Source organism: Pedobacter sp. 22163 (assembly GCF_052045595.1).
GTDB lineage: Bacteria > Bacteroidota > Bacteroidia > Sphingobacteriales > Sphingobacteriaceae > Pedobacter.
Map to the genome: position 1 here is coordinate 311796 of NZ_JBQEPM010000003.1, position 19458 is coordinate 331253.

Consider the following 19458-nt stretch of genomic DNA (forward strand, 5'->3'; position numbering starts at 1 on the left):
ACATATATGAAAAAATTAGAACAAACCTGGCGTTGGTATGGTCCGAATGATCCAGTTAGCCTACAAGATGTTAAACAAGCAGGCGCTACTGGCGTTGTAACCGCACTGCATCATATTCCACATGGTGAAGTTTGGCCATTACATGATATTCAGGAAAGAAAAGCCATTATCGAGGCAGCAGGTTTAACCTGGTCGGTAGTAGAAAGTGTTCCCGTGCACGAAGCGATTAAAACGCGTAGGTCAGATGCAGGGCAGTATATCGAAAACTATAAAACCTCTTTGCGTAACCTATCGGCCTGCGGAATTAAGATTGCGTGCTATAATTTTATGCCGGTTTTAGATTGGACACGTACACAATTGGATCTGGAAATGACCGATGGATCGAAAGCCCTTTATTTTAACTGGATTGATCTGGCCATTTTTGATCTTTATATTTTGAAGAGAGAAGGTGCAGAAGCAGATTATTCGCAATCTATTTTAGATAGGGCTGCAGCTAAACATGCTACTTTAACACCACAGGATTTAGTTGATCTTCGTATTAATGTATTAATGGGTATCCCGACCGAAAAAGAAATCGAGCTGGAGACTTTACGTAATAGTATTAATGAATATAAAGTCATTGGAAGACAAGGCTTAAAAGAAAATCTGAAATTTTTCTTGTCATCTATTGCTGAGGTTTGTACAGAAGAAGGCATTAAAATGACCATCCATCCTGACGATCCTCCTTATGCTATTTTAGGTTTGCCAAGAATTGCAAGCACCCTCGAAGATTTTAATTATATAATTAAAGAAGTAGATCAGGCTTTTAACGGTGTTTGTTTCTGTACGGGCTCTTTAGGTGCCGGGATGGGGAATAATGCTTTAGAGATCTTTAATGCAGTTAAGGAACGTGTTTATTTTGCGCATTTGCGTAACGTTAAAAAAGATGAAGACGGTAGTTTTTACGAAGCAGACCATTTAGGTGGCGATGTGAATATGTACGAAATTATGAAAGCCTTATCAGAAGAAAATGCTTTACGCGATAAATCAATTCCTTTCCGCCCGGATCATGGCCACCAAATGTTGGATGATTTGGCCAAAGAAACCAACCCGGGTTATTCGGCTATTGGCAGATTAAGAGGTTTGGCCGAATTAAGAGGGCTGGAAATAGGGGTTACAGGGAATTACTAATTTAGATCGTCATTGCGAGGAGGAGCGACGAAGCAATCTCATTAATTGTTTTTCTTCGTTTTGTCATCCTGAGGGGTAATTATTTTATAAAAATAAATATGAATGACGCATACCCTTTTTTGCCCAGCGGCTCATTCTTGCCTCGGCTCACCGCCGCCGAAAGGCTCTTTCTTTTTGGCATCAAAAAGAAACAAAAAATGCCGGCTGAAAATTTTTCTTTAAAGGTCAGTGGTGTGGTTGGGGCAGCAGAATCCGAAAAATTTGTTAGGCCGGATTTAAGTGGAACGGGGATACGGTGCTGTGGCCTAGCTGGGTGGAAGTGTATAGTGTCGTAAATACTTATCAGTATGTAATTGCAAAATAACGTCAATGCTAGCGTAGTCAAAGGATCTTTTAGCGTTAATTTACCACTTATGCGCACAAATAAAACTGATTTATTTGTGCGCATTTTTTGTAATAGCCGGGCTTGTATTCGCTTATCGCCTAACGCCAACCCTTATTATCACAAATACACACCAATTCCCAAAATTTTAACTCACCTTTGCTTGTGGCTTGAAATTTGAGTCTCTTAAAATTATGGAAAACAGCAATAACCCCAAGAAGAAGATCTTAACGCCTTCTGTTGTACATGATGATTTGCCTGAGGTTAAGAAACCTGAGCATTTACGGAAGGTGCCGCTAAATCACGATGGTGGATTGCCAGAAAATCCTGAAAGAAATTATCACCATGAAGAATTAAAGAGTGTAACCGCGGCTCATGACAAAATTCGGCATGCCGATGATGATATTTGGAACGGAGAAGACGCGTAATTTAGATTTGATCATGTTTTTTATATACCAGCTCTGTGCTTTTGGTACAGAATAGGGTGAAAAATAACGTTTTTTATGGACTAAAGTCAAATTTATTCCGCCCAAATTTAATTTTAATTGCTTCGTTCTTAAACACTTATTTGAAATGCTAAAAGCAGCTTCTAAATAGTTTAAAATATATTTTTACATATTAAATAGAACTTCTATATTTGCAGCTCATTAAAAAATGAGCCTCGGTAGCTCAGCTGGATAGAGCGTCGGTTTTCTAAACCGAGGGTCAGGGGTTCGAGTCCCTTCCGGGGTACATAAAGACATGTTTGTCAAAGATTCAAAGGATTGTTCGATTTCGAGCAATCCTTTTTTTGTTGATATTCATTAGATGGGAGGGCGTTCGGTTTTTCAATTATCCGCTCAGCTATTCCTTACTTTTGCAGGCAATAACGGCTAAATGGCTTAATTAATAAATGGATAATAGATTTTCTAACAGCAAACAGGTTGCGGTGGTTTCCACTTTTTCTCACCTTTTAAATACGAATTTTAAGGGAGATATAAATGCAGTTTGCTGGCAGAGAGACCTGGTTGGCGACTTTAGGGAAATTGTATCTAAACTTGAACTGAAAGCAGATCTCACGGAAGTTTCTATGGAAGACCTCCATGCGCTTAAGCTATCAGAACAAGGTAGTATGGCAAGGGATATTATTTCAAATGATTTTCTGTTGCTCACAGAATCCGGAGCATCGCCTTCGCTTAATTTAATCAAAAGTTACGAGCGGGACGAGGAACTCGGTTTCATTTCAACAGATGTATATTCATTTCATGTAGACCGTTCGCCCATCGGTACTGATACTTTTTTATGTACCTATTACGGTGCGGCCAGCGAAATCTTAGCTAATCATCAAGCAGAACAAAAAATCCTGGTCCCTGGAATCCGGCAAAAGCTCAAAGAGCTGCATAACGGTCCGGAATCGGAATTTGAAAGCTTTTTGATGGAACATTATTTTGACCTGCATTACCAGGCCAAAGCTGATGCAAGACCAATCAATTTGGGATTGGGCCATTTATGGCGGTTGGCAGTAGATTATCCTGATAAACAGGTTTTACCATGCGTGCACCGGGCACCCAACGAAAAAGATGGTGAATATAGATTGCTTCTGATCTGCTAATATTAAATTTTTTAATCTATACCCCCTTAATCGGTTGTTAATCAGGTTGGTTATGCCAGTTTAATTATCTGCCAGGCAATCTTTCTGTTTAAAAAATACCCCTCGAAAAGTTTCGTAGTTAACATTTCTGCTTACTAATTTAACATTACTGCTCTGTGGGCATGATATGGCATTGTAGTTTTGCATCATAAAAACATACCACCATATTCTAACCAATTAATTCTTTGTTCCGTTATGAAACGATTCTCTTTCTTTATTATGTTGTTATTTGTTGCTGGGAGATTGCTTGCCGCTGAAGCTGTTGAGACGCTGGAGAATGGGATGAAGGTCCACCCCAAGGGAGGAGCTGCCAAAACTATTGAAATAAATGTGATCAACAGCCGGATTGTTAGGGTGCAGGCTTCACCCGAAAGCACAATTCCCCAGGTTACAAGCCTTTGCGTAGTAGCCGGATTGACTCCGACAATTCCATTCAAAGTAACAGAAAATGCAGAATTTGCCCAACTCTCTACTCAGGAACTTAGCGTCAAGGTTTCCCTTGTTACAGGCAAGGTTTCCTTTACAGATAAATTAGGGAAAGTAGTGCTGCAGGAGGCAAAAAGAAGCTTTAGCCCTATTAATGTCGATAACGATAAAGGATATACCATGCAACAGGTCTTTTCGGGTACTCCAGGCGAGGCCATCTACGGGCTCGGGCAGCATCAATCTGACGATTTTAACTATAAACATAAAAGCGAAGACCTCTTCCAGTACAATACGAAAGTGGCTGTGCCATTCATCATGTCTACAAACAACTATGGTGTATTGTGGGATAATTACTCGCAGAGCAAATACGGCGATCCCCGGGATTATAAAGACCTGAACCAGTTTACCCTCTTTAATAAACAAGGCAAAAAAGGTTTCCTTACCGCTACGTATAATCAAAAAAATAATACGCCCATTATCCGTCAGGAGTCAGCAATCGATTATGAAAACCTCACAACTGTTAAGAAATTTCCTGCTGATTTTGATTTTAACAATGGTTCTGTAGTTTGGGAAGGAGAAATTCTTGCCAGCCAAACTGATGTTTATAAGTTTAGTCTCTATTATGCAGGTTATACCAAAGTATGGCTTGATGGAAAATTGGTGGTGCCGGAGCGCTGGAGAACTTCATGGAATCCGAATACTTATCGTTTTCCTTTCTCGCTAACAAAGGGAAAACGCACCAAAATAAGACTGGAGTGGAAACCTGATGGAGGCGTTTCCTATGTTGGCCTCAAAGCACTTTCTTCATCTCCGATAGAAAAAAATGGCAATATATCCTTTTGGTCAGAAATGGGCGATAAGATGGATTATTATTTCGTGGCCGGTAAAAACATGGACGACGTAATCAGTGGTTACCGCACGCTGACTGGCAAGGCGAGCATTATGCCTAAATGGGCAATGGGTTTTTGGCAGAGCCGTGAGCGTTACAAAACCCAGGATGAACTAATAAATGTGGTAAGTGAATACCGGAAGCGTAAGATTCCGCTTGATAATATTGTGCTTGACTGGAATTATTGGCCAGAAAATGCCTGGGGAAGCCATCAGTTTGACTTGAAACGGTTTCCTGATGCGAAAGGAATGGTAGACTCAGTACATAAAGAAAATGCAAATATCATGATATCGGTATGGCCAAAATTCTATGCTACAACAGATCATTTTAAACAATTTAAGCAAAAAGGATGGATGTATATGCAGGCGGTTCAGGATAGTGTACGCGATTGGATAGGCCCGGGTTATGTAGGATCTTTCTACGATGCCTATAGTCCCGATGCGCAAAAACTTTTTTGGAAACAGATGAAAGAAAACCTTTACGTAAAGGGATTCGATGCCTGGTGGATGGATGCTTCTGAGCCCAACATCCGTGATTGTACCGATATGGACTACCGCAAGAAACTGTGTGGGCCTACTGCGCTGGGTTCTTCTACAAAATACTTTAATGCATATGCACTAATGAACGCCAACGCTATTTATAACGGGCAGCGTGAAACGGATAATAACAAGCGGGTATTTCTGTTAACGCGATCTGGTTTTGCGGGTTTACAAAGGTATTCTACCGCTACGTGGAGTGGCGATATCGCCTCAAGATGGGAAGACCTAAAAGCGCAGATTCCTGCCGGGCTTAATTTTGCAATGTCGGGCATTCCGTTCTGGACAATGGATATTGGTGGTTTCTGCGTGGAGAAACGTTATGGAGATGGCCAGCTTATTTTTGACGAAACAGGCAATGAGAATGCCGACCTGAAAGAATGGCGTGAATTAAATTTACGTTGGTTCCAGTTTGGGGCATTTTGTCCGTTGTTCCGCAGTCATGGCCAGTTTCCTTACCGCGAAATCTATAACATTGCTCCAGAAGGCCATCCGGTTTACAAAAGTCTGGTTTATTACGATCAACTACGCTACCGCTTAATGCCTTACATCTATTCGTTGGCAGGAATGGCGTATCATAAAGATTATACACTGATGAGGTCGCTCGCAATGGATTATACTGCCGATAAACAAACTTATGGCGTGAGTGATCAGTTTCTTTTAGGTTCAGGCTTGATGGTTTGTCCTGTTTATAGTTACAAAGCACGTAGCCGCGAAGTTTATTTCCCGGCAGGAAACCGTTGGTATGATTTCTATACCGGTAAACAGATTGAAGGCGGTCAAAAGTTGAATGTAGAAGCACCACTTGAGCGTATTCCTCTTTTTGTTCCTGCAGGTACTATTTTACCAGTTGGTGATGTGATGCAATATACTTCAGAAAAGAAAGCTGATAATATCGAGATTAGGGTTTACAAAGGTAAAGATGGCAAGTTCAGTTTATACGAAGACGAGGGCAATAACTATAATTACGAAAAGGGTGCATTTTCAACGATCAATTTTGAATATAATCATGCCGCTGGTACGCTAACCATCGGCAATCGCGAGGGGACTTACGAAGGGATGTTAACCAAAAGGATTTTTAGAGTGGTTGCCATCGGTAATTCAACAGCACCGGCTAAAGTTGTTCAATACAACGGTGCTAAAACGGTAGTGAAACTCTGAAGACTTGATCAATAAGCAAATGCGTAGCCATAATTTTTGTTTAAATCCATGTTCAAACCTAACAGATTAGCAGCATTGGTACCTCATTTTGAACTGAATTGAGCTAATTAAGACAGCAATTGAGCTAAAATGGGCCGTTAAAGTCGTGGCAGGCAGTACAAGTGCTGGACCGCTTGTGGCGCCCTGCTTAAGGGCAACATAACCGTTGGCGATGGTGCCATTCTGCGAAAGCAAGCTCTGGCTTTACCTTTTAGGTAAAGAAAAGGCAACCCCAGGGTAACCCTGGGGTTATCCTGGGGTTACCTGGTAGCAACAAAGGGTAAAGAACAGGCAAAGCAGGGGTAATCAAAAACAGCCCTTTCGCTGGCTTTCCAGGTAGGCAGCCAGTAAATCTTTCGGGCAAAAACGATAAAAACTAAACACAAAAGAATATAATTAAATGAAATCGATATTTTTAACTGTAGTAGCAACAGGAGCCTGGTTAATGGTTAATGCGCAACAAAAGCTGCCTGTTTACCTTGATATAAATAAACCCATAGAAGAGCGGGTTGAAAATGCACTTTCAGCAATGACCACCGAAGAAAAAGTGTCGCTTTGTTATGCCCAGTCTAAGTTTAGTTCAAAAGGCGTGCCCCGCTTAGGAATTCCTGAAGTTTGGACCGATGATGGGCCCCACGGCATCCGTGAGGAAGTTTTATGGGATGAATGGGGCGGGGCCAACTGGACAAACGATTCGTGTACAGCCTTTCCGGCACTTACCTGTCTGTCAGCTTCCTTTAATCCTAAATTATCGCTGCTTTATGGCAAGTCAATCGGAGAAGAAGCGCGTTACCGCAATAAAACCGTATTGTTGGGGCCTGGGGTAAACATTTATCGTACACCATTAAACGGGCGTAATTTTGAATATCTGGGCGAAGATCCTTATCTCAGCTCACGCATGGTTGTGCCTTACATTCAGGGCGTTCAATCCATCGGCGTAGCGGCATGTGTAAAACATTTTGCATTAAATAACCAGGAAGAGTGGCGTGGGCACATCAATGTTGATCTGAGCGACCGTGCATTATATGAGATTTATTTACCTGCTTTTAAGGCTGCAGTGCAAGAAGGGAAAGCCTGGTCGATTATGGGTTCTTACAATCAGTTTAGAGGCGAACATTGTTGCCACAATGACCTGCTTTTGAATAAAATCTTAAAAAAAGACTGGAAATTCGATGGGGTGGTGATTAGTGACTGGGGAGGTGTACATAGTACCGATCAAGCAGTTAGGAACGGGCTGGATCTCGAAATGGGTACCTACACTGATGGTTTAACAACCAAGGGAAAGTTTCCTTACTCTGAATACTATCTGGCCAACCCGTTCCTTAAAGGTATTAAGGAGGGGAAATATGATATTGCTTTGCTTGATGATAAAGCCCGCCGGATATTACGTTTGATTTTCCGTACTACCATGAGCGCCAACCGCCCGTTTGGCCGTTTCGTTTCTCCCGAACACAGTGAAGCTGCGCGTAAAATTGCTCAGGAAGGAATTGTGCTTTTAAAGAATGATAAACAGTTTTTTCCTGTTACAAACGGTAAATTCAAAAAGATTGCTGTTATCGGCGAAAATGCCGATCGCAGTCTGGTCATCGGCGGGGGATCATCATCGCTGAAGGTGGCTTATGAAAAATCGCCATTGGATGGATTGATCGCTAAATATGGGAAAGACCATGTGGTTTACAGTCTTGGATATGCTTCGGGACCATCAATGTACGGACGAGAAGAACCATCTAAGCTAAATGCTGATTCTTTGATGGATGCGGCGATCGAAGTTGCTAAACATGCTGATGTTGTATTCTTTATCGGAGGACTGAATAAAAACCACTTTCAGGATTGTGAAGGTGGCGACCGTAAATCGTTAAGCCTTCCTTTCGGGCAGGATAAACTGATTGATGCTTTATTGAAAGTAAATAAAAACACTGCTGTAGTGCTGCTTAGCGGTAATGCAGTGTCAATGCCTTGGGTAGATAAGGTGCCAGCTATTATTCAGGGATGGTATCTTGGTTCAGAGGCTGGATCTGCATTGGCTGATGTTATTTCGGGCGAGGTAAACCCTTCGGGTAAGCTGCCATTCTCTTTTCCAAAAAAGCTGGAAGATAATGGTGCACACTTTTATGGTAAAATTTCCTATCCCGGAGACAGTATTAACCAATATTACAAGGAAGATATTTTGGTCGGGTACCGTTGGTTTGATACAAAAAAAATAGTGCCTCAATACGCCTTCGGATACGGCCTTTCTTACACCAGCTTTAATTTAGGCGCTCTATCTGCAGATAAACCGGCTTATGGTAAAGACGATATCATCAAGGTCAGATTTACTGTGAAGAACACAGGAACGCGCTATGGCGCTGAGGTTGCTCAGTTGTATGTGAACGATCCTGTTTGCAGTGTTCCGCGTCCGGTAAAAGAGCTGAAAGCCTTTGAAAAAGTATTCCTGCAGCCAGGGGAAACGAAAGTTGTTGAAATGGATGTAAAAGTGTCAGATCTTGCCTTCTATGATGAAAGTAAAAAGGATTGGAACGTTGAACCTGGAGACTTTATCCTGCAGCTTGGAAATTCATCCAATAATATTTCCCAGAAACTGAAGATAACTGTTAAATAACCGGTAGAGAAGAAGAAACAAAATAAAACAGTATTATTTGGAGAAATGCCCTTAGCAACAAGCTAGGGCATTTCTTTTTGGTTTCAATCTTTATACGCTGGTATCGTTACTTTATCTAAATATTTTGTTGATAGCCAGTTGAACCTTAGCTGCGTCATTTTCGATGGTTTTTTTGATAGACTCGTCAAATGAAGGAGGGAAATCTGCTGTAACGGAGATCAGCTGCGTATGATTGGTTACAGTAAGCTCAAAGGCATGACTGCCAAACTTAAATTTACTTTTTATTTTGTCTGCCTGTTTTTCAATTGCCTTAGAAAACTCATAGCTGTTGCTAATCTCGTCAAAATGATCCTTTACGGCATGGAAGATCAGGTGTGTTTCTACATCTAATTCGTTGATGATTACCCTGGCATTCAATAGCGCATGTGCTATTTTTCCTTCAGCTCCTTCCTGGAGGTTCTTCAAAGAGGGAAGCAGGTCTTCACTAAAGATGATATCTTTAGGGTCTTTGATGAAAATTGTTGAAGGGTTACCGTTTTCATCCGATCGCTGTTGGAGGTATATCGTATCATTACCGTCCTTAAGTTCTACGCTAGCTGGGGCAATATATTCTGTTTTGATGTCGGTTATGGTGTTTTTAATGAGCTTAACAACATATGCCAGCACTGGGTAATCTGTGATATCGTTCATTGTGTCTTTTTTGCAAATGTACGGCTTAGTTGAAGTGATATAAAGCGCCTTTGGAAGCGAATGGATAGTTTTATTATAAATGGATCATCAAGAGGGAGTTAAATTTTTCTTTGTACCGGTATATTTATATTTAAATCACAATTACGGCTGTGTTTAAACCATCACTCTGATTAACTTAATGACATTAGGCTATCGGGAGAAAATATCAAAGGAAAAAACTGCCCCTCCATTTTATGGCCTGCCCTAACAGGTTCCACCCCTTTAAGTAAGGCCTCGTTGGTATTCGATTCGGTCCCGTCAGTAAATACATTTAAAACGAAAGCACTTCTTGAGCGTGGTGATTTGTTTTGGAACGAGCCATGAACCATCAAAGGATGGTGAAACGTAGCATATCCCTTTTTAAGTTCGATAGGAACAGGATTAAATTCTGCTTTCTGCGCTTCTGTTAAATACTGCATTAAGCCTTCCATATCACCGGCTAAATCTGGTTTATCCAATAAGCCCCAGTTATGGCTTTTAGGTACATAATATAAACAACCATTTTGAGTGGTTGCATCATCCAATCCGACCCAGCAGGTTAAATGTTGCATGGGGCCGGTGCGTGTCCAATAAGAATAATCCTGGTGCCAGGCTACAACTCCTCCGTGTTTTGCTGGTTTACAGAACAACTGATCGTGCCAGAAACGTACACCTTTATTGCCTAAAATCTGACTGGCCGCCATCGCAAAAGCCGGATTCCATATTACATCATGAAAGCTTTCGGTAATGCGCCAGGCGCCCAAAGCATGAAATAATACTGAATTAGGATCTGTGGATTCATTGCTGTGAAACTCATGAAAAAGCCCGTTTAATGGGTGTGCAGGATCTATAATTTCTGCTAATTCTTTGTTTAGCCGCTCAATCTGCCATTCCTCCAATAACTTTATATCACTAACGTATCCAAACGTTTTAAAAAAATCAAGTTGCTCGTTGCTGAGCTTATATTGTTCCCACTCAGAAGCTTTGGTGGGCCATTTAAACAGATCGGAAATGAGTTGATGTTTTTTTGAAAGGTCTTGCTGATTGGGAATTGTCATCAATTTTATTCGTTTATGGTTAGAAATTGCTCATTTATTTAAAGGTAATAAAACATTTTCCTTCGTGGAACAGGCGAGCAAATTTGATTCTGATTATTTTTTACCCGTTAAGCGGTTTCTAACGATTTAATGAGCGAATGCGGTGTTACCAATTTTAGATAACATTGATAAATATTTAACACTGAATTAATAATTGGTCATTAGTTTTGTGGTATAAATATTTGGTTAGTATTTATAAGTTTAGGTTAGTTGATTATAAAAGCCCAGATGGATATCGGGGCTTTTAATATTTTAACCCATACGATAGAAAAACTCGTCGGCTACGATTTTTCCATCTTTAACCTCATAAACACAGATTTCACTCATAGGCATTCTTCCATGGGCTTTATAAGTGGCATCAATGTTCATTACAACAGCAAAATGATTTTCTGCTACAATTGGTTCTGAGCACGAAGAGCTATGTATCTCTTCAACACTTTCTTCCCATTGTATGGTTTTCTTTTTAACGGCATCTTTGCCTTCTGTTAATTCCATTGGCGAGCCTTTTGGCTCTTTGCTTACCACGTTGTCGGCGTAAAGTTCATCAATGGCTTGTTCGTGTTTGCCTTCGCGGCAAAGTTGCACCAGCTTGTCAGCTACTTCCTGAGTATTCATATGCTTATATTTAGTTATGATCTAAGTTATCTAAAAATAAACGCTCTACCTGTTTAAAAGGTTTAAAGTTTAGGTAAAGTTGAAGTGTTAGCGAAGAAGATTGCAGTCATTAAAATTTATGATAAAAATTAGCTGTTTAGGCAAAATAGAAATCCTGGCAGCTAAAAAAACAGCGCAAACGAATATTTAAAAGCACATGGGACCTGGTGCACAATATGTTGCCAAAGGTATTACCCCAATGTTAAGCTTTGATTAACTGTTTTTTTCTTGTAGCGATTTAATAGCCTGACCCGTTTCTGTGTCAAAATTAATGCTATGAAAATAATCTTAAAGGCTTTTAGCCTAATACTGATCTGTACAATTGTTTTTACTGCCTGTAAAAAAGAGAAACCTGAACCGGCAGCGCTTTTGCCACTTGTGGGCAGCTGGACCGAAACACCTGTTTCACCTGATTTCCAGCGGAAGCTGTTCTTTAGTGCAGACGGTACCTTTACCATGCACTTTACTTATTACGGATTGCAAGGAGGCGTTACATCAACAGGAACTTATTCGGTAAGCGGGAATAAGCTCACCGCTATTGTCAAAAGCCAGGTATTCATTGAGCCTAAAAAGCAACCAGAAGTTAGAGCTGTCGAACAGTCGCTTTTTGATAGCGGTACTTTTACTATCGCCGGCAATGTGCTTACGGTTAACTTTTTAAGTTATCCGGCCGATGGCCCTGTACCAACTACAATTAAGTTTCTGAAGAACTAGTGTATAAGCAAGGTATTGCCATTAGTTTTATAGCTTATCCGCTTAGTGAAAAAATGGCTACTAAGGGGATAAGTTATTTATTGTTTAATAAACCGACTTCGCTTATCCATGCTTTGGCAGCCGAGAGGGTTTTATCGCTAACATTGTCGATAGCGATTATTTCGTCGGGTTGGATCTTACCTTTAAACTCTTTTTTGTTTCGATCGGCTGTAAGGCTAACTGCTAGTAAGAGCATAGAACCATCGGATAGGGGAAAAGACTGGTTGGCGGTCGTATGGCCACTAGAAGGTTGTCCGAAGAGCTTGGTGCCAGGTTTTCCAATAAACGACATAGCAGTCATCTCTCCTGAGCTTCCCGTTGCGGGGCCAATGAGCACAGCCACAGGTGCATTCGTATTCTTCAATTTATAAGGATCATTAAGCGTTACACCTAACATTGACCCGTTTTTGCCTTTTTTTGATTTATAAGACCATTGAATATATTTTTTGTGATTTCCTGTGCCAATAACAAAATAACCTAGTATGCCTTCGCCTGTAAGTGGTCCAAGGCCTGCAATCATAGGGTACATGTTACCACCACCATTTCTCCGCAGATCCACAATCCAGCCATCTATTTTCTGAGCCGTTTCAAGCATTTGAATGCGCTGCTGGATATCGTTGGCAAAATCGTCCATGGTCTTTTGGTCAGTAGAACCAAATGCAGGGATAGAAAGATAACCGATGTTGCCTGCAATAAGCTCTGAGCTAACTTTTGCTGCAACAGTATTGGTCTTAGCATAGGCTTGTGCTATGGCTTTAGGTTGAATAAAGGAATGGTTATCTCCAGCTTTCCTAAGTTTGCCCAATATATAGCCAGTCAGCATTCGGGCCTCTTCAGTCCGTTTCATGCCTTTTGATAGTTCTGCGATATCGCTATCAATTTGTAGCCAATCGAGCGAATCGCGATAGATAGAATTCTTTTTGATCACCGCTTTGAAGACATCAATATACTTTTTGACCGAATCGCTAGGCGGGGTATCTGAAAGTTTATTATCTGCGATGCTGAAGTCATCAAAATATGCCGAGCCACTCCCTGCAAGATAACTTCCAAAAACTAGCTGGTCTACTTCTTTACCAAGGGTGAGGTTTAATGTGTATTTTTTCCAGTCGGCAGAACCCGTAATTCTAGGCTGTTGTGAAATGATATTTTCAAAACCCACCATTTTGTTTTGTTTGCTGTCCCAAATTTGGCACCAAATGGCAACATATCCTTTAACATCTTCTGTACGGATATTTACACTGAGGCCCACCCGTTTAATTTTATCGGTTTGAAAACTAATGGATTGGGATATGCCCTGAAAGTCGCGGGAAAGGCTATCTGTACCAAACACTTTAACCGAATAGTTACCTGTATATTTTTGAGTACTGTCCAAATTAATCAAGTAGCCTTTTTTATTCATCACTCCCCAATCTGCAGGTAAATTGTGATCCTTTGTTCCGGGTTGTTCGAAGCCTGTATTTTTGATCTGAGCAGAAATTGTTAATGAAAATAACAGCGCAGAAATGGAGAAGATGATATTTTTCATGAAAAGCGTTTTTGGTAGGATTGTGTGTGCTAAGCTAAAAAGAAAACAGGTAAATTCAAATCACTGTTTCAGTAAAAACACTTCATTTCTTGATAACACAACGCCCAAAATTTGTTCGCCTTTTTCCAGAAGCAAAAAACTATTTCATTTTGAAACAGACTCTTAGTAATTTAGTTCTGTTTGGTTATCATGGTCAGGATCTCCATTAAATTGTCTATTACCGCGTCAGGTTTAGCTTCTTCCAATTGTTTTTTTGTGTGTGCGCCTGTGGTAATACCAATGCTTAGGCCGCAACCTGCATTTTTACCCTCTTCAATATCGATACTTGAGTCTCCAACCTTAACAACTGATTTACCTTCGGTTAGGCCATGATGCCTCATTGCCAATAAAATCATATCAGGTTCTGGCCTGTTTTGGCCTACCTCAGAAGCTGTAACAAGTGTATCGAATTCAGCACCAGCCTTCCAACCTAGTCTGCTCAGGATAGCCTCTGCTGTAACCCTGTCATAACCTGTATTAAGCACCGAAATTATTCCTTCTTTGCGAAGTTTTTCAAAAAGTTCAATCGAACCTGGTTGAGGTAAAATTTCCTCAGTTTCATATGCCAGTTTCAGTTTGCCGATAAATTCTTCATATATATCGAATACCATGGCTTCATCAAAAGTGCCTTCGTAAGTTTTAAGTACCGATCTGATTGCTTCTTTCTTTTCTTTTCCAGCTGCAACAGCAAGAACCTGATCAAGGGTATAAGAAAAGCCGGCGGCATTTATTGCATTCATTAGCGTTTTGTAAACCAGGTTGTTCTCGTTAACTGTAGTGCCAGCCATATCGAATACTACCATTTTAATTTCAGGGTACATTTGCTTTTCTGTTATTTAGTTGAATTAATTTCTGAACTTAGTCGTCAAATATACTATCGGTTTTTTTGCTAAACAAATGTTTAGTAATAGTTAACATTTAGGTTAACATTTGTTTACTTTAGCTAAACATTAAAAATCATTTTTGAATTATTGTTTAGTCGTTAAGGAAGGATGGAGCAGGTTAGCCAGATTTCAATTAGCTGAAAAAGAAAAGTATGAGAATGCAACCCTACATTAATTACGAATTTGCGCTGCTCAAAGAAAGTATTCAAAAAAGCCACTTAACTTAAGCGGTTAATAGGGGTGTTAATTGTAAAATTGAAAATATCAAAATTACTCGGATCGGTTTGTGCATTCGCCAGTACGATTTACGTGGATCATTAAAATGATTTCTGGTTTTTAAATATTGATCATGCGATAATCAGTATGGTTTGTTTTAAATTATAAAGTTTAATATAAAAATGTTGTTCGTTTCTAAAATGATGCACTTCTATTTTTTTTATCCGTCCCGAATATGATTCGTATGTAATATAATCACCCTCCTGGAGCGTCTGAAGCACAGCACGGCTGGTCCATCTTTGTATTCTCATATTTGTGATAAACTGGCTCCTATAACAGGACCAACATTAAGGATTGCTGAAAGAGAGCGTCCTTTTTAACAGGATTTTCACCCGTTATTTGTCAGTATAGCTTTTATTTATTCACATAGAACATAATATAATTGCTGGCAAGAATATACCTTTTCTACAGCAAAGCTTAAAAAAAATGTAAAGCAAATTGTCCATCAATTGTGAAGGACAATAAACCGCTAATTCCATAATTTGCATTAGATTAATTGTTGAGCATGAAAAATAAAAGTCTGCCTTTTTTAGGTTTTATCTTATTTATTTGTTTTAGCTGTAACTCAATTCAGCGTTTGACGGCTTTTCATGCCATCGGTACAACTGCTGAGCAAATAAAGAATAGTGAAAGAATGGATGGCAACCAGTTAATAGATTCACTTTTAGCCGATCGGTTTAGTTACAACAAAGCGCTGATTGAATATGGTTTTAATTCAAAAAAACAGCTTCCAAAACCCACGGCAATCATTAACAATTCTCCACTCAAAACCATATCGTTTAATGGGTTAAATTATTTAGTTATGGGCGGTAAAGTTATTGACATTAAAGGGCTTAAGCTATCTGCATCAGCGCTATCTATAATAACCGAAAAGTTAGCAAGCTTAGATCAGATTCAGCAGCATTGTTGTGAAAAAGCAAACCTGGAATATCAACAGAAAAATCGCGATATGAATGCCATTAAAACACTAGACCGTCAGTATTTTGCAGCACTGAATACCCTAAAAAATATCACTTCAAGCATAGCAATCGAAGCCAGGAAACGAAATGCATCTGTTTCGATAGAAATGTCGCTAGCCAAAATCAAATTGCCCGATATCAAAAATCCCGGTTTAAAAACTAAGCGTAATTATGTAGCCAAAATTGAATGATATCAGATGAAGTGATACAGGAATACTACATCACCCACATATGCTGGTTTGGGTTGGTCTTTAATTACAAGCGTAGCTTGAATCGTAACTTTAGTTATTCCCCTCAAATTGCTAATGCAATTTAATTTTGCTTTTAGTTGTACTTCGCTATCCACTAAAACTGCCTGACCAAATTTAAAACGTTCAATTCCATAATTGATTTCCATTTTAATATTACGTACGTCCGCAATCTGCTTCCATAAATATGGAATTAAGGATAAGGTTAAATATCCATGTGCTATTGTTGCCTTAAATGGCCCTTCATTTTTAGCTTTTTCTGGATCGGTGTGTATCCATTGATGATCTAAGGTTGCATCGGCAAATTTATTAATCTGTTCCTGGTCTATGGTATGCCATTGAGAAACACCTAGTTCTTTACCTAGATGCGATTCATACTCTTCAAAATTATTGATCACCAACATATATTCTGTTCTGTTTATAGGATTAATACTGTTTACAACTCCTTTAGGCATAACAATCCTTTAGGTATTATAGTTTTATTCACGCTTTTGTATTCAATGATAATCATAATAACGGTGTATTTGCAGGATATGATTGAAAATATTCAAAAGATTTTTCTACCCATTTTGCGTGGATTTGTGAACAGCAAGTGCAGGTTGTTTATAATCAGTCAGATAAGTGTCATCGCTATTTATTCAAAATCGATTAAATTTTTTAAAAAAGAAGCAACCGGAAACGAAAGATGCTAATCTGACCAATGGGCTAACAAATGGCATTAGCGGAAATATAGCATAAGATGGAGAATGTACGATGGGAAATATAAAATGGATGATGGAATGTCTTCCTAATTATTATTCGAGTTCTGAAAAAAACACCTTTCAACCAACGTAAAGTACTTTTATTTTTTGCTTGAATATTTTGATTTTAAGTAGGTTAATATTATCTAAATATTTTATTTGCTATATTTAAATTAAAATTTAGATTTGTCTAAAATTATATTTAGATAAACCATTTTTGTTCATGAAGCCATTCTTACTATACTGCCTCTGTTTTTTTATATCGCTAAATGCCATCGCGCAAAAGGTTATGGTTAAAGGTTTGGTCACCTCCCAAAATGAACCTATAGAGAATATCACCATTAAAATTTTAGGGTCTAATAGATCTACCAAATCAAATATTTCCGGAACCTATCAATTAGGTGGTATTCCATCCGGAAATTACGACCTCATTTTTTCGGGCATAGGTTATCAATCTAAAAGAATTAAAGTAATGTTAAAAGGAGATACTGCACTGGTTAACGCTGATCTGTTAAGCCTCGCATCTGATTTAAGCGATGTGGTAATTACCGGGGTTAACCGCGCCACGCAGCTGCGTAAAAGCCCTGTACCTATTGCCGTGCTTTCCAAAAAATCAATGGACCAAAATGTAAACACGAACCTGATCGAAGCTATTGTTAAAGGCGTTCCTGGAATTACAGCAGTTACCACAGGGCCAAATGTTTCTAAACCCTTTATTAGAGGTTTGGGATATAACCGTGTGTTAACTTTATATGATGGTTTACGGCAGGAGGGACAGCAATGGGGCGATGAACATGGCATTGAGGTAGATGAATATGGTATTACAAGGGCTGAAGTTGTAAAAGGTCCGGCCAGTTTAACCTATGGTTCTGATGCCTTAGCGGGTGTAATTAATATGATTCCTAACAGTCCGAATTTTGAAGATGGTAAGTTGAAAGGCGATTTTACTGCAAACTACCAAAGCAACAATGGGATGATTGGCTCGTCGCTCGGATTGGCCTACATTAAAAATGATTGGAAGTATACATTTAGAGCAACAGGGAAAACGGCGCATAATTACAAAAATCGAATTGATGGACTGGTTTACGGAACAGCTTTTAGAGAATACAATCTATCTGCCAGTGCCAGGGTAGATAAAGCTTGGGGTTTTTCTAAAACTGCCTTTACCTACTACGATAATTTAATGGAAATTCCTGATGGCAGCAGAGATTCTTTATCGCGACGATTTACCAGACAGGTTTTGGATGACGGAGATGATATTAAAAACAGACCTGTTGTGTCTGAAAGCGATCTGAATAGCTACTCCATTAATCCCTTACACCAGCACATTCAACATTACCGGTTTTATAACATCAGTCAGTTTAAATTTGGAACGAGTGATTTAAACTTATTGATTGGCGGACAGCAAAGTGTAAGGAGAGAATATAATCACCCTACATTGCCAAGTCAGGCCGGCCTTTATGTAGTATTAAACACTTTTAATTACGATCTTAAATACAACCTGCCCGATTTTGCCGGTATCGAAAGTACCATTGGGGTAAATGGCATGTACCAGGGAAACAGGAGCAAGGCTGCTACCGATTTTCCCATTCCCGATTATGATCTTTTCGATATCGGTGCTTTTTATTTCGCAAAGAAATCGATGGGTAAAATTGATGTTTCCGGTGGAATCAGGATAGACAGAAGAAATATACACTGGAGTGATTTTTACGTAGGTACCGATGCACAAACAGGTTTTGGTAAACAAGTGAGCCCTACTGATGCCACAGGGAAATTGCAATTCCCTTCGTTCGATAAAAAATATTATGGCTTGTCAGGAAGTTTGGGGTTAACCTATAACATTTCTGAAAAACTGCTTATTAAAGCTAATATTGCAAGGGGATACCGTGCACCAAACATTACAGAAATAGGTTCTAATGGATTAGATCCCGGTGCACACATTGTGTATTTGGGCAACAGAGCCTTTAAGCCAGAATTTAACCTTCAGGAAGATATTGGCATTATCGCTTACTTAAAAGATGCAGAAATAAGTATGGAACTGTTCAATAACAACATTCAGAATTATATTTATCAATCGCGCTTAACCGATGCCAACGGAAATCCAGTGGTTATAGTTCCTGGAAACCTAACTTATCAGTATCAGCAGTCGAAAGCAAGATTATATGGTGCAGAAATTTCGGTAAATCTACATCCTTCGGCGCTGAAATGGTTAAGTTTCAACAATAGTTTGGCTTATGTGGTAGGGTTGAACCAGAATCAGGAATTATTAAATAAACATGGCAGGGAAGCTAAATACCTGCCCTTTATTCCGCCATTGCAGGTGAGGACGGAGATTAAGGCGACCGCTCAAAAAGCTATTGGCATTTTTGATAAGCCTTATATTAAAATTGATGCTGCTTTTTTCGCTGATCAGGATAAATTTTATGCGTTAGATAATACCGAAACTTTTACGCCAGGCTATACCTTAGTCAATGGAGGAGTAGGATCAACACTAAAAACTAAAAAAGGAAAAATTTTATGTGATATTTTTCTTCAGGCAGATAATATTTTCAATATCGCATACCAATCAAATTTGAATAGATTAAAATATTTCGAATATTATAACCCTTCACCCAATGGCCGATCAGGAATTTACAATATGGGCAGGAACTTAAGTTTTAAAGTTATTATTCCGATTTAAGTATGGGAAATGGTTGATGGATCATGGTTGGTCGTTAATAGCCTACAGCCAATAGAATGTCTG

At 39.3% G+C, this 19458-nt stretch carries 15 protein-coding genes and 1 tRNA gene; 9 read left to right on the top strand and 7 right to left on the bottom strand.

Annotated features, from left to right (window positions below; all coding sequences use genetic code 11):
- Positions 1 to 6 precede the first annotated feature (6 nt).
- Positions 7 to 1170, top strand: coding sequence for a mannonate dehydratase (gene uxuA / locus ACTJKN_RS09655; RefSeq protein WP_440824463.1), 1164 nt, complete (start codon positions 7 to 9; stop codon positions 1168 to 1170).
- Between the two features lie 79 nt (positions 1171 to 1249).
- Here uxuA and ACTJKN_RS09660 read toward each other — a convergent pair whose 3' ends face one another.
- Positions 1250 to 1618, bottom strand: a complete 369-nt coding sequence (locus ACTJKN_RS09660; RefSeq protein ID WP_440824465.1) for a hypothetical protein — start codon at positions 1616 to 1618, stop codon at positions 1250 to 1252.
- 128 nt (positions 1619 to 1746) lie between these two features.
- Between ACTJKN_RS09660 and ACTJKN_RS09665 the strand changes: the two genes are divergently transcribed.
- The 5 genes from ACTJKN_RS09665 (at position 1747) to ACTJKN_RS09685 (ending at position 8832) form a co-directional block, all read left to right on the top strand.
- Positions 1747 to 1980, top strand: a complete 234-nt coding sequence (locus ACTJKN_RS09665) for a hypothetical protein (protein ID WP_440824467.1) — start codon at positions 1747 to 1749, stop codon at positions 1978 to 1980.
- A gap of 230 nt (positions 1981 to 2210) precedes the next feature.
- Positions 2211 to 2284, top strand: a tRNA-Arg gene (locus ACTJKN_RS09670).
- 160 nt (positions 2285 to 2444) lie between these two features.
- Positions 2445 to 3143, top strand: coding sequence for a DUF1826 domain-containing protein (locus tag ACTJKN_RS09675; protein WP_440824469.1), 699 nt, complete (start codon positions 2445 to 2447; stop codon positions 3141 to 3143).
- A 234-nt stretch (positions 3144 to 3377) separates the two neighbouring features.
- Positions 3378 to 6194, top strand: a complete 2817-nt coding sequence (locus tag ACTJKN_RS09680; protein ID WP_440824470.1) for a TIM-barrel domain-containing protein — start codon at positions 3378 to 3380, stop codon at positions 6192 to 6194.
- 439 nt (positions 6195 to 6633) lie between these two features.
- A complete protein-coding gene (locus ACTJKN_RS09685) occupies positions 6634 to 8832 on the top strand; it encodes a glycoside hydrolase family 3 C-terminal domain-containing protein (protein ID WP_440824472.1) in 2199 nt (732 codons plus the stop codon).
- Positions 8833 to 8943: 111 nt separating this feature from the next.
- Here ACTJKN_RS09685 and ACTJKN_RS09690 read toward each other — a convergent pair whose 3' ends face one another.
- The 3 genes from ACTJKN_RS09690 to ACTJKN_RS09700 form a co-directional block, all read right to left on the bottom strand.
- Entirely contained in the window at positions 8944 to 9522 is a 579-nt protein-coding gene (locus tag ACTJKN_RS09690) for a hypothetical protein (RefSeq protein ID WP_440824474.1), read from the bottom strand.
- A gap of 170 nt (positions 9523 to 9692) precedes the next feature.
- Complete coding sequence (locus tag ACTJKN_RS09695; protein WP_440824476.1) at positions 9693 to 10598, bottom strand: phytanoyl-CoA dioxygenase family protein; 906 nt, start codon at positions 10596 to 10598, stop codon at positions 9693 to 9695.
- Positions 10599 to 10889: 291 nt separating this feature from the next.
- Complete coding sequence (locus ACTJKN_RS09700; protein ID WP_440824478.1) at positions 10890 to 11252, bottom strand: SnoaL-like domain-containing protein; 363 nt, start codon at positions 11250 to 11252, stop codon at positions 10890 to 10892.
- 315 nt (positions 11253 to 11567) lie between these two features.
- On the opposite strand from ACTJKN_RS09700, the gene ACTJKN_RS09705 reads away from it, so the two are divergent.
- Positions 11568 to 12005 carry a hypothetical protein gene (locus tag ACTJKN_RS09705; RefSeq protein WP_440824480.1) on the top strand — a complete coding sequence of 146 codons (438 nt, stop codon included), beginning with the start codon at positions 11568 to 11570 and terminating at the stop codon, positions 12003 to 12005.
- Positions 12006 to 12078: 73 nt separating this feature from the next.
- On the opposite strand, the gene ACTJKN_RS09710 is transcribed toward ACTJKN_RS09705, so the two are convergent.
- Both ACTJKN_RS09710 and ACTJKN_RS09715 read right to left on the bottom strand, forming a co-directional pair.
- Positions 12079 to 13569, bottom strand: a complete 1491-nt coding sequence (locus tag ACTJKN_RS09710; RefSeq protein WP_440824482.1) for a S41 family peptidase — start codon at positions 13567 to 13569, stop codon at positions 12079 to 12081.
- Positions 13570 to 13739: 170 nt separating this feature from the next.
- Entirely contained in the window at positions 13740 to 14429 is a 690-nt protein-coding gene (locus ACTJKN_RS09715) for a phosphonatase-like hydrolase (protein ID WP_440824484.1), read from the bottom strand.
- Positions 14430 to 15273: 844 nt separating this feature from the next.
- Between ACTJKN_RS09715 and ACTJKN_RS09720 the strand changes: the two genes are divergently transcribed.
- Complete coding sequence (locus ACTJKN_RS09720; RefSeq protein WP_440824486.1) at positions 15274 to 15918, top strand: hypothetical protein; 645 nt, start codon at positions 15274 to 15276, stop codon at positions 15916 to 15918.
- A 2-nt stretch (positions 15919 to 15920) separates the two neighbouring features.
- On the opposite strand, the gene ACTJKN_RS09725 is transcribed toward ACTJKN_RS09720, so the two are convergent.
- Positions 15921 to 16379, bottom strand: coding sequence for a MaoC family dehydratase (locus tag ACTJKN_RS09725; RefSeq protein WP_029274701.1), 459 nt, complete (start codon positions 16377 to 16379; stop codon positions 15921 to 15923).
- Between the two features lie 559 nt (positions 16380 to 16938).
- Between ACTJKN_RS09725 and ACTJKN_RS09730 the strand changes: the two genes are divergently transcribed.
- Positions 16939 to 19395: a TonB-dependent receptor gene (locus tag ACTJKN_RS09730; RefSeq protein ID WP_440824487.1), complete on the top strand. Its 2457-nt coding sequence runs from the start codon at positions 16939 to 16941 to the stop codon at positions 19393 to 19395.
- Positions 19396 to 19458: the final 63 nt, after the last annotated feature.

Bases quoted from the DNA above. Each gene is read 5' to 3' on its own strand.
- uxuA (WP_440824463.1), top strand. From the start codon at position 7: ATGAAAAAATTAGAACAAACCTGGCGTTGGTATGGTCCGAATGATCCA.
- ACTJKN_RS09660 (WP_440824465.1), bottom strand. From the start codon at position 1,618: ATGCGCACAAATAAATCAGTTTTATTTGTGCGCATAAGTGGTAAATTA.
- ACTJKN_RS09665 (WP_440824467.1), top strand. From the start codon at position 1,747: ATGGAAAACAGCAATAACCCCAAGAAGAAGATCTTAACGCCTTCTGTT.
- ACTJKN_RS09675 (WP_440824469.1), top strand. From the start codon at position 2,445: ATGGATAATAGATTTTCTAACAGCAAACAGGTTGCGGTGGTTTCCACT.
- ACTJKN_RS09680 (WP_440824470.1), top strand. From the start codon at position 3,378: ATGAAACGATTCTCTTTCTTTATTATGTTGTTATTTGTTGCTGGGAGA.
- ACTJKN_RS09685 (WP_440824472.1), top strand. From the start codon at position 6,634: ATGAAATCGATATTTTTAACTGTAGTAGCAACAGGAGCCTGGTTAATG.
- ACTJKN_RS09690 (WP_440824474.1), bottom strand. From the start codon at position 9,522: ATGAACGATATCACAGATTACCCAGTGCTGGCATATGTTGTTAAGCTC.
- ACTJKN_RS09695 (WP_440824476.1), bottom strand. From the start codon at position 10,598: ATGACAATTCCCAATCAGCAAGACCTTTCAAAAAAACATCAACTCATT.
- ACTJKN_RS09700 (WP_440824478.1), bottom strand. From the start codon at position 11,252: ATGAATACTCAGGAAGTAGCTGACAAGCTGGTGCAACTTTGCCGCGAA.
- ACTJKN_RS09705 (WP_440824480.1), top strand. From the start codon at position 11,568: ATGAAAATAATCTTAAAGGCTTTTAGCCTAATACTGATCTGTACAATT.
- ACTJKN_RS09710 (WP_440824482.1), bottom strand. From the start codon at position 13,569: ATGAAAAATATCATCTTCTCCATTTCTGCGCTGTTATTTTCATTAACA.
- ACTJKN_RS09715 (WP_440824484.1), bottom strand. From the start codon at position 14,429: ATGTACCCTGAAATTAAAATGGTAGTATTCGATATGGCTGGCACTACA.
- ACTJKN_RS09720 (WP_440824486.1), top strand. From the start codon at position 15,274: ATGAAAAATAAAAGTCTGCCTTTTTTAGGTTTTATCTTATTTATTTGT.
- ACTJKN_RS09725 (WP_029274701.1), bottom strand. From the start codon at position 16,379: ATGTTGGTGATCAATAATTTTGAAGAGTATGAATCGCATCTAGGTAAA.
- ACTJKN_RS09730 (WP_440824487.1), top strand. From the start codon at position 16,939: ATGAAGCCATTCTTACTATACTGCCTCTGTTTTTTTATATCGCTAAAT.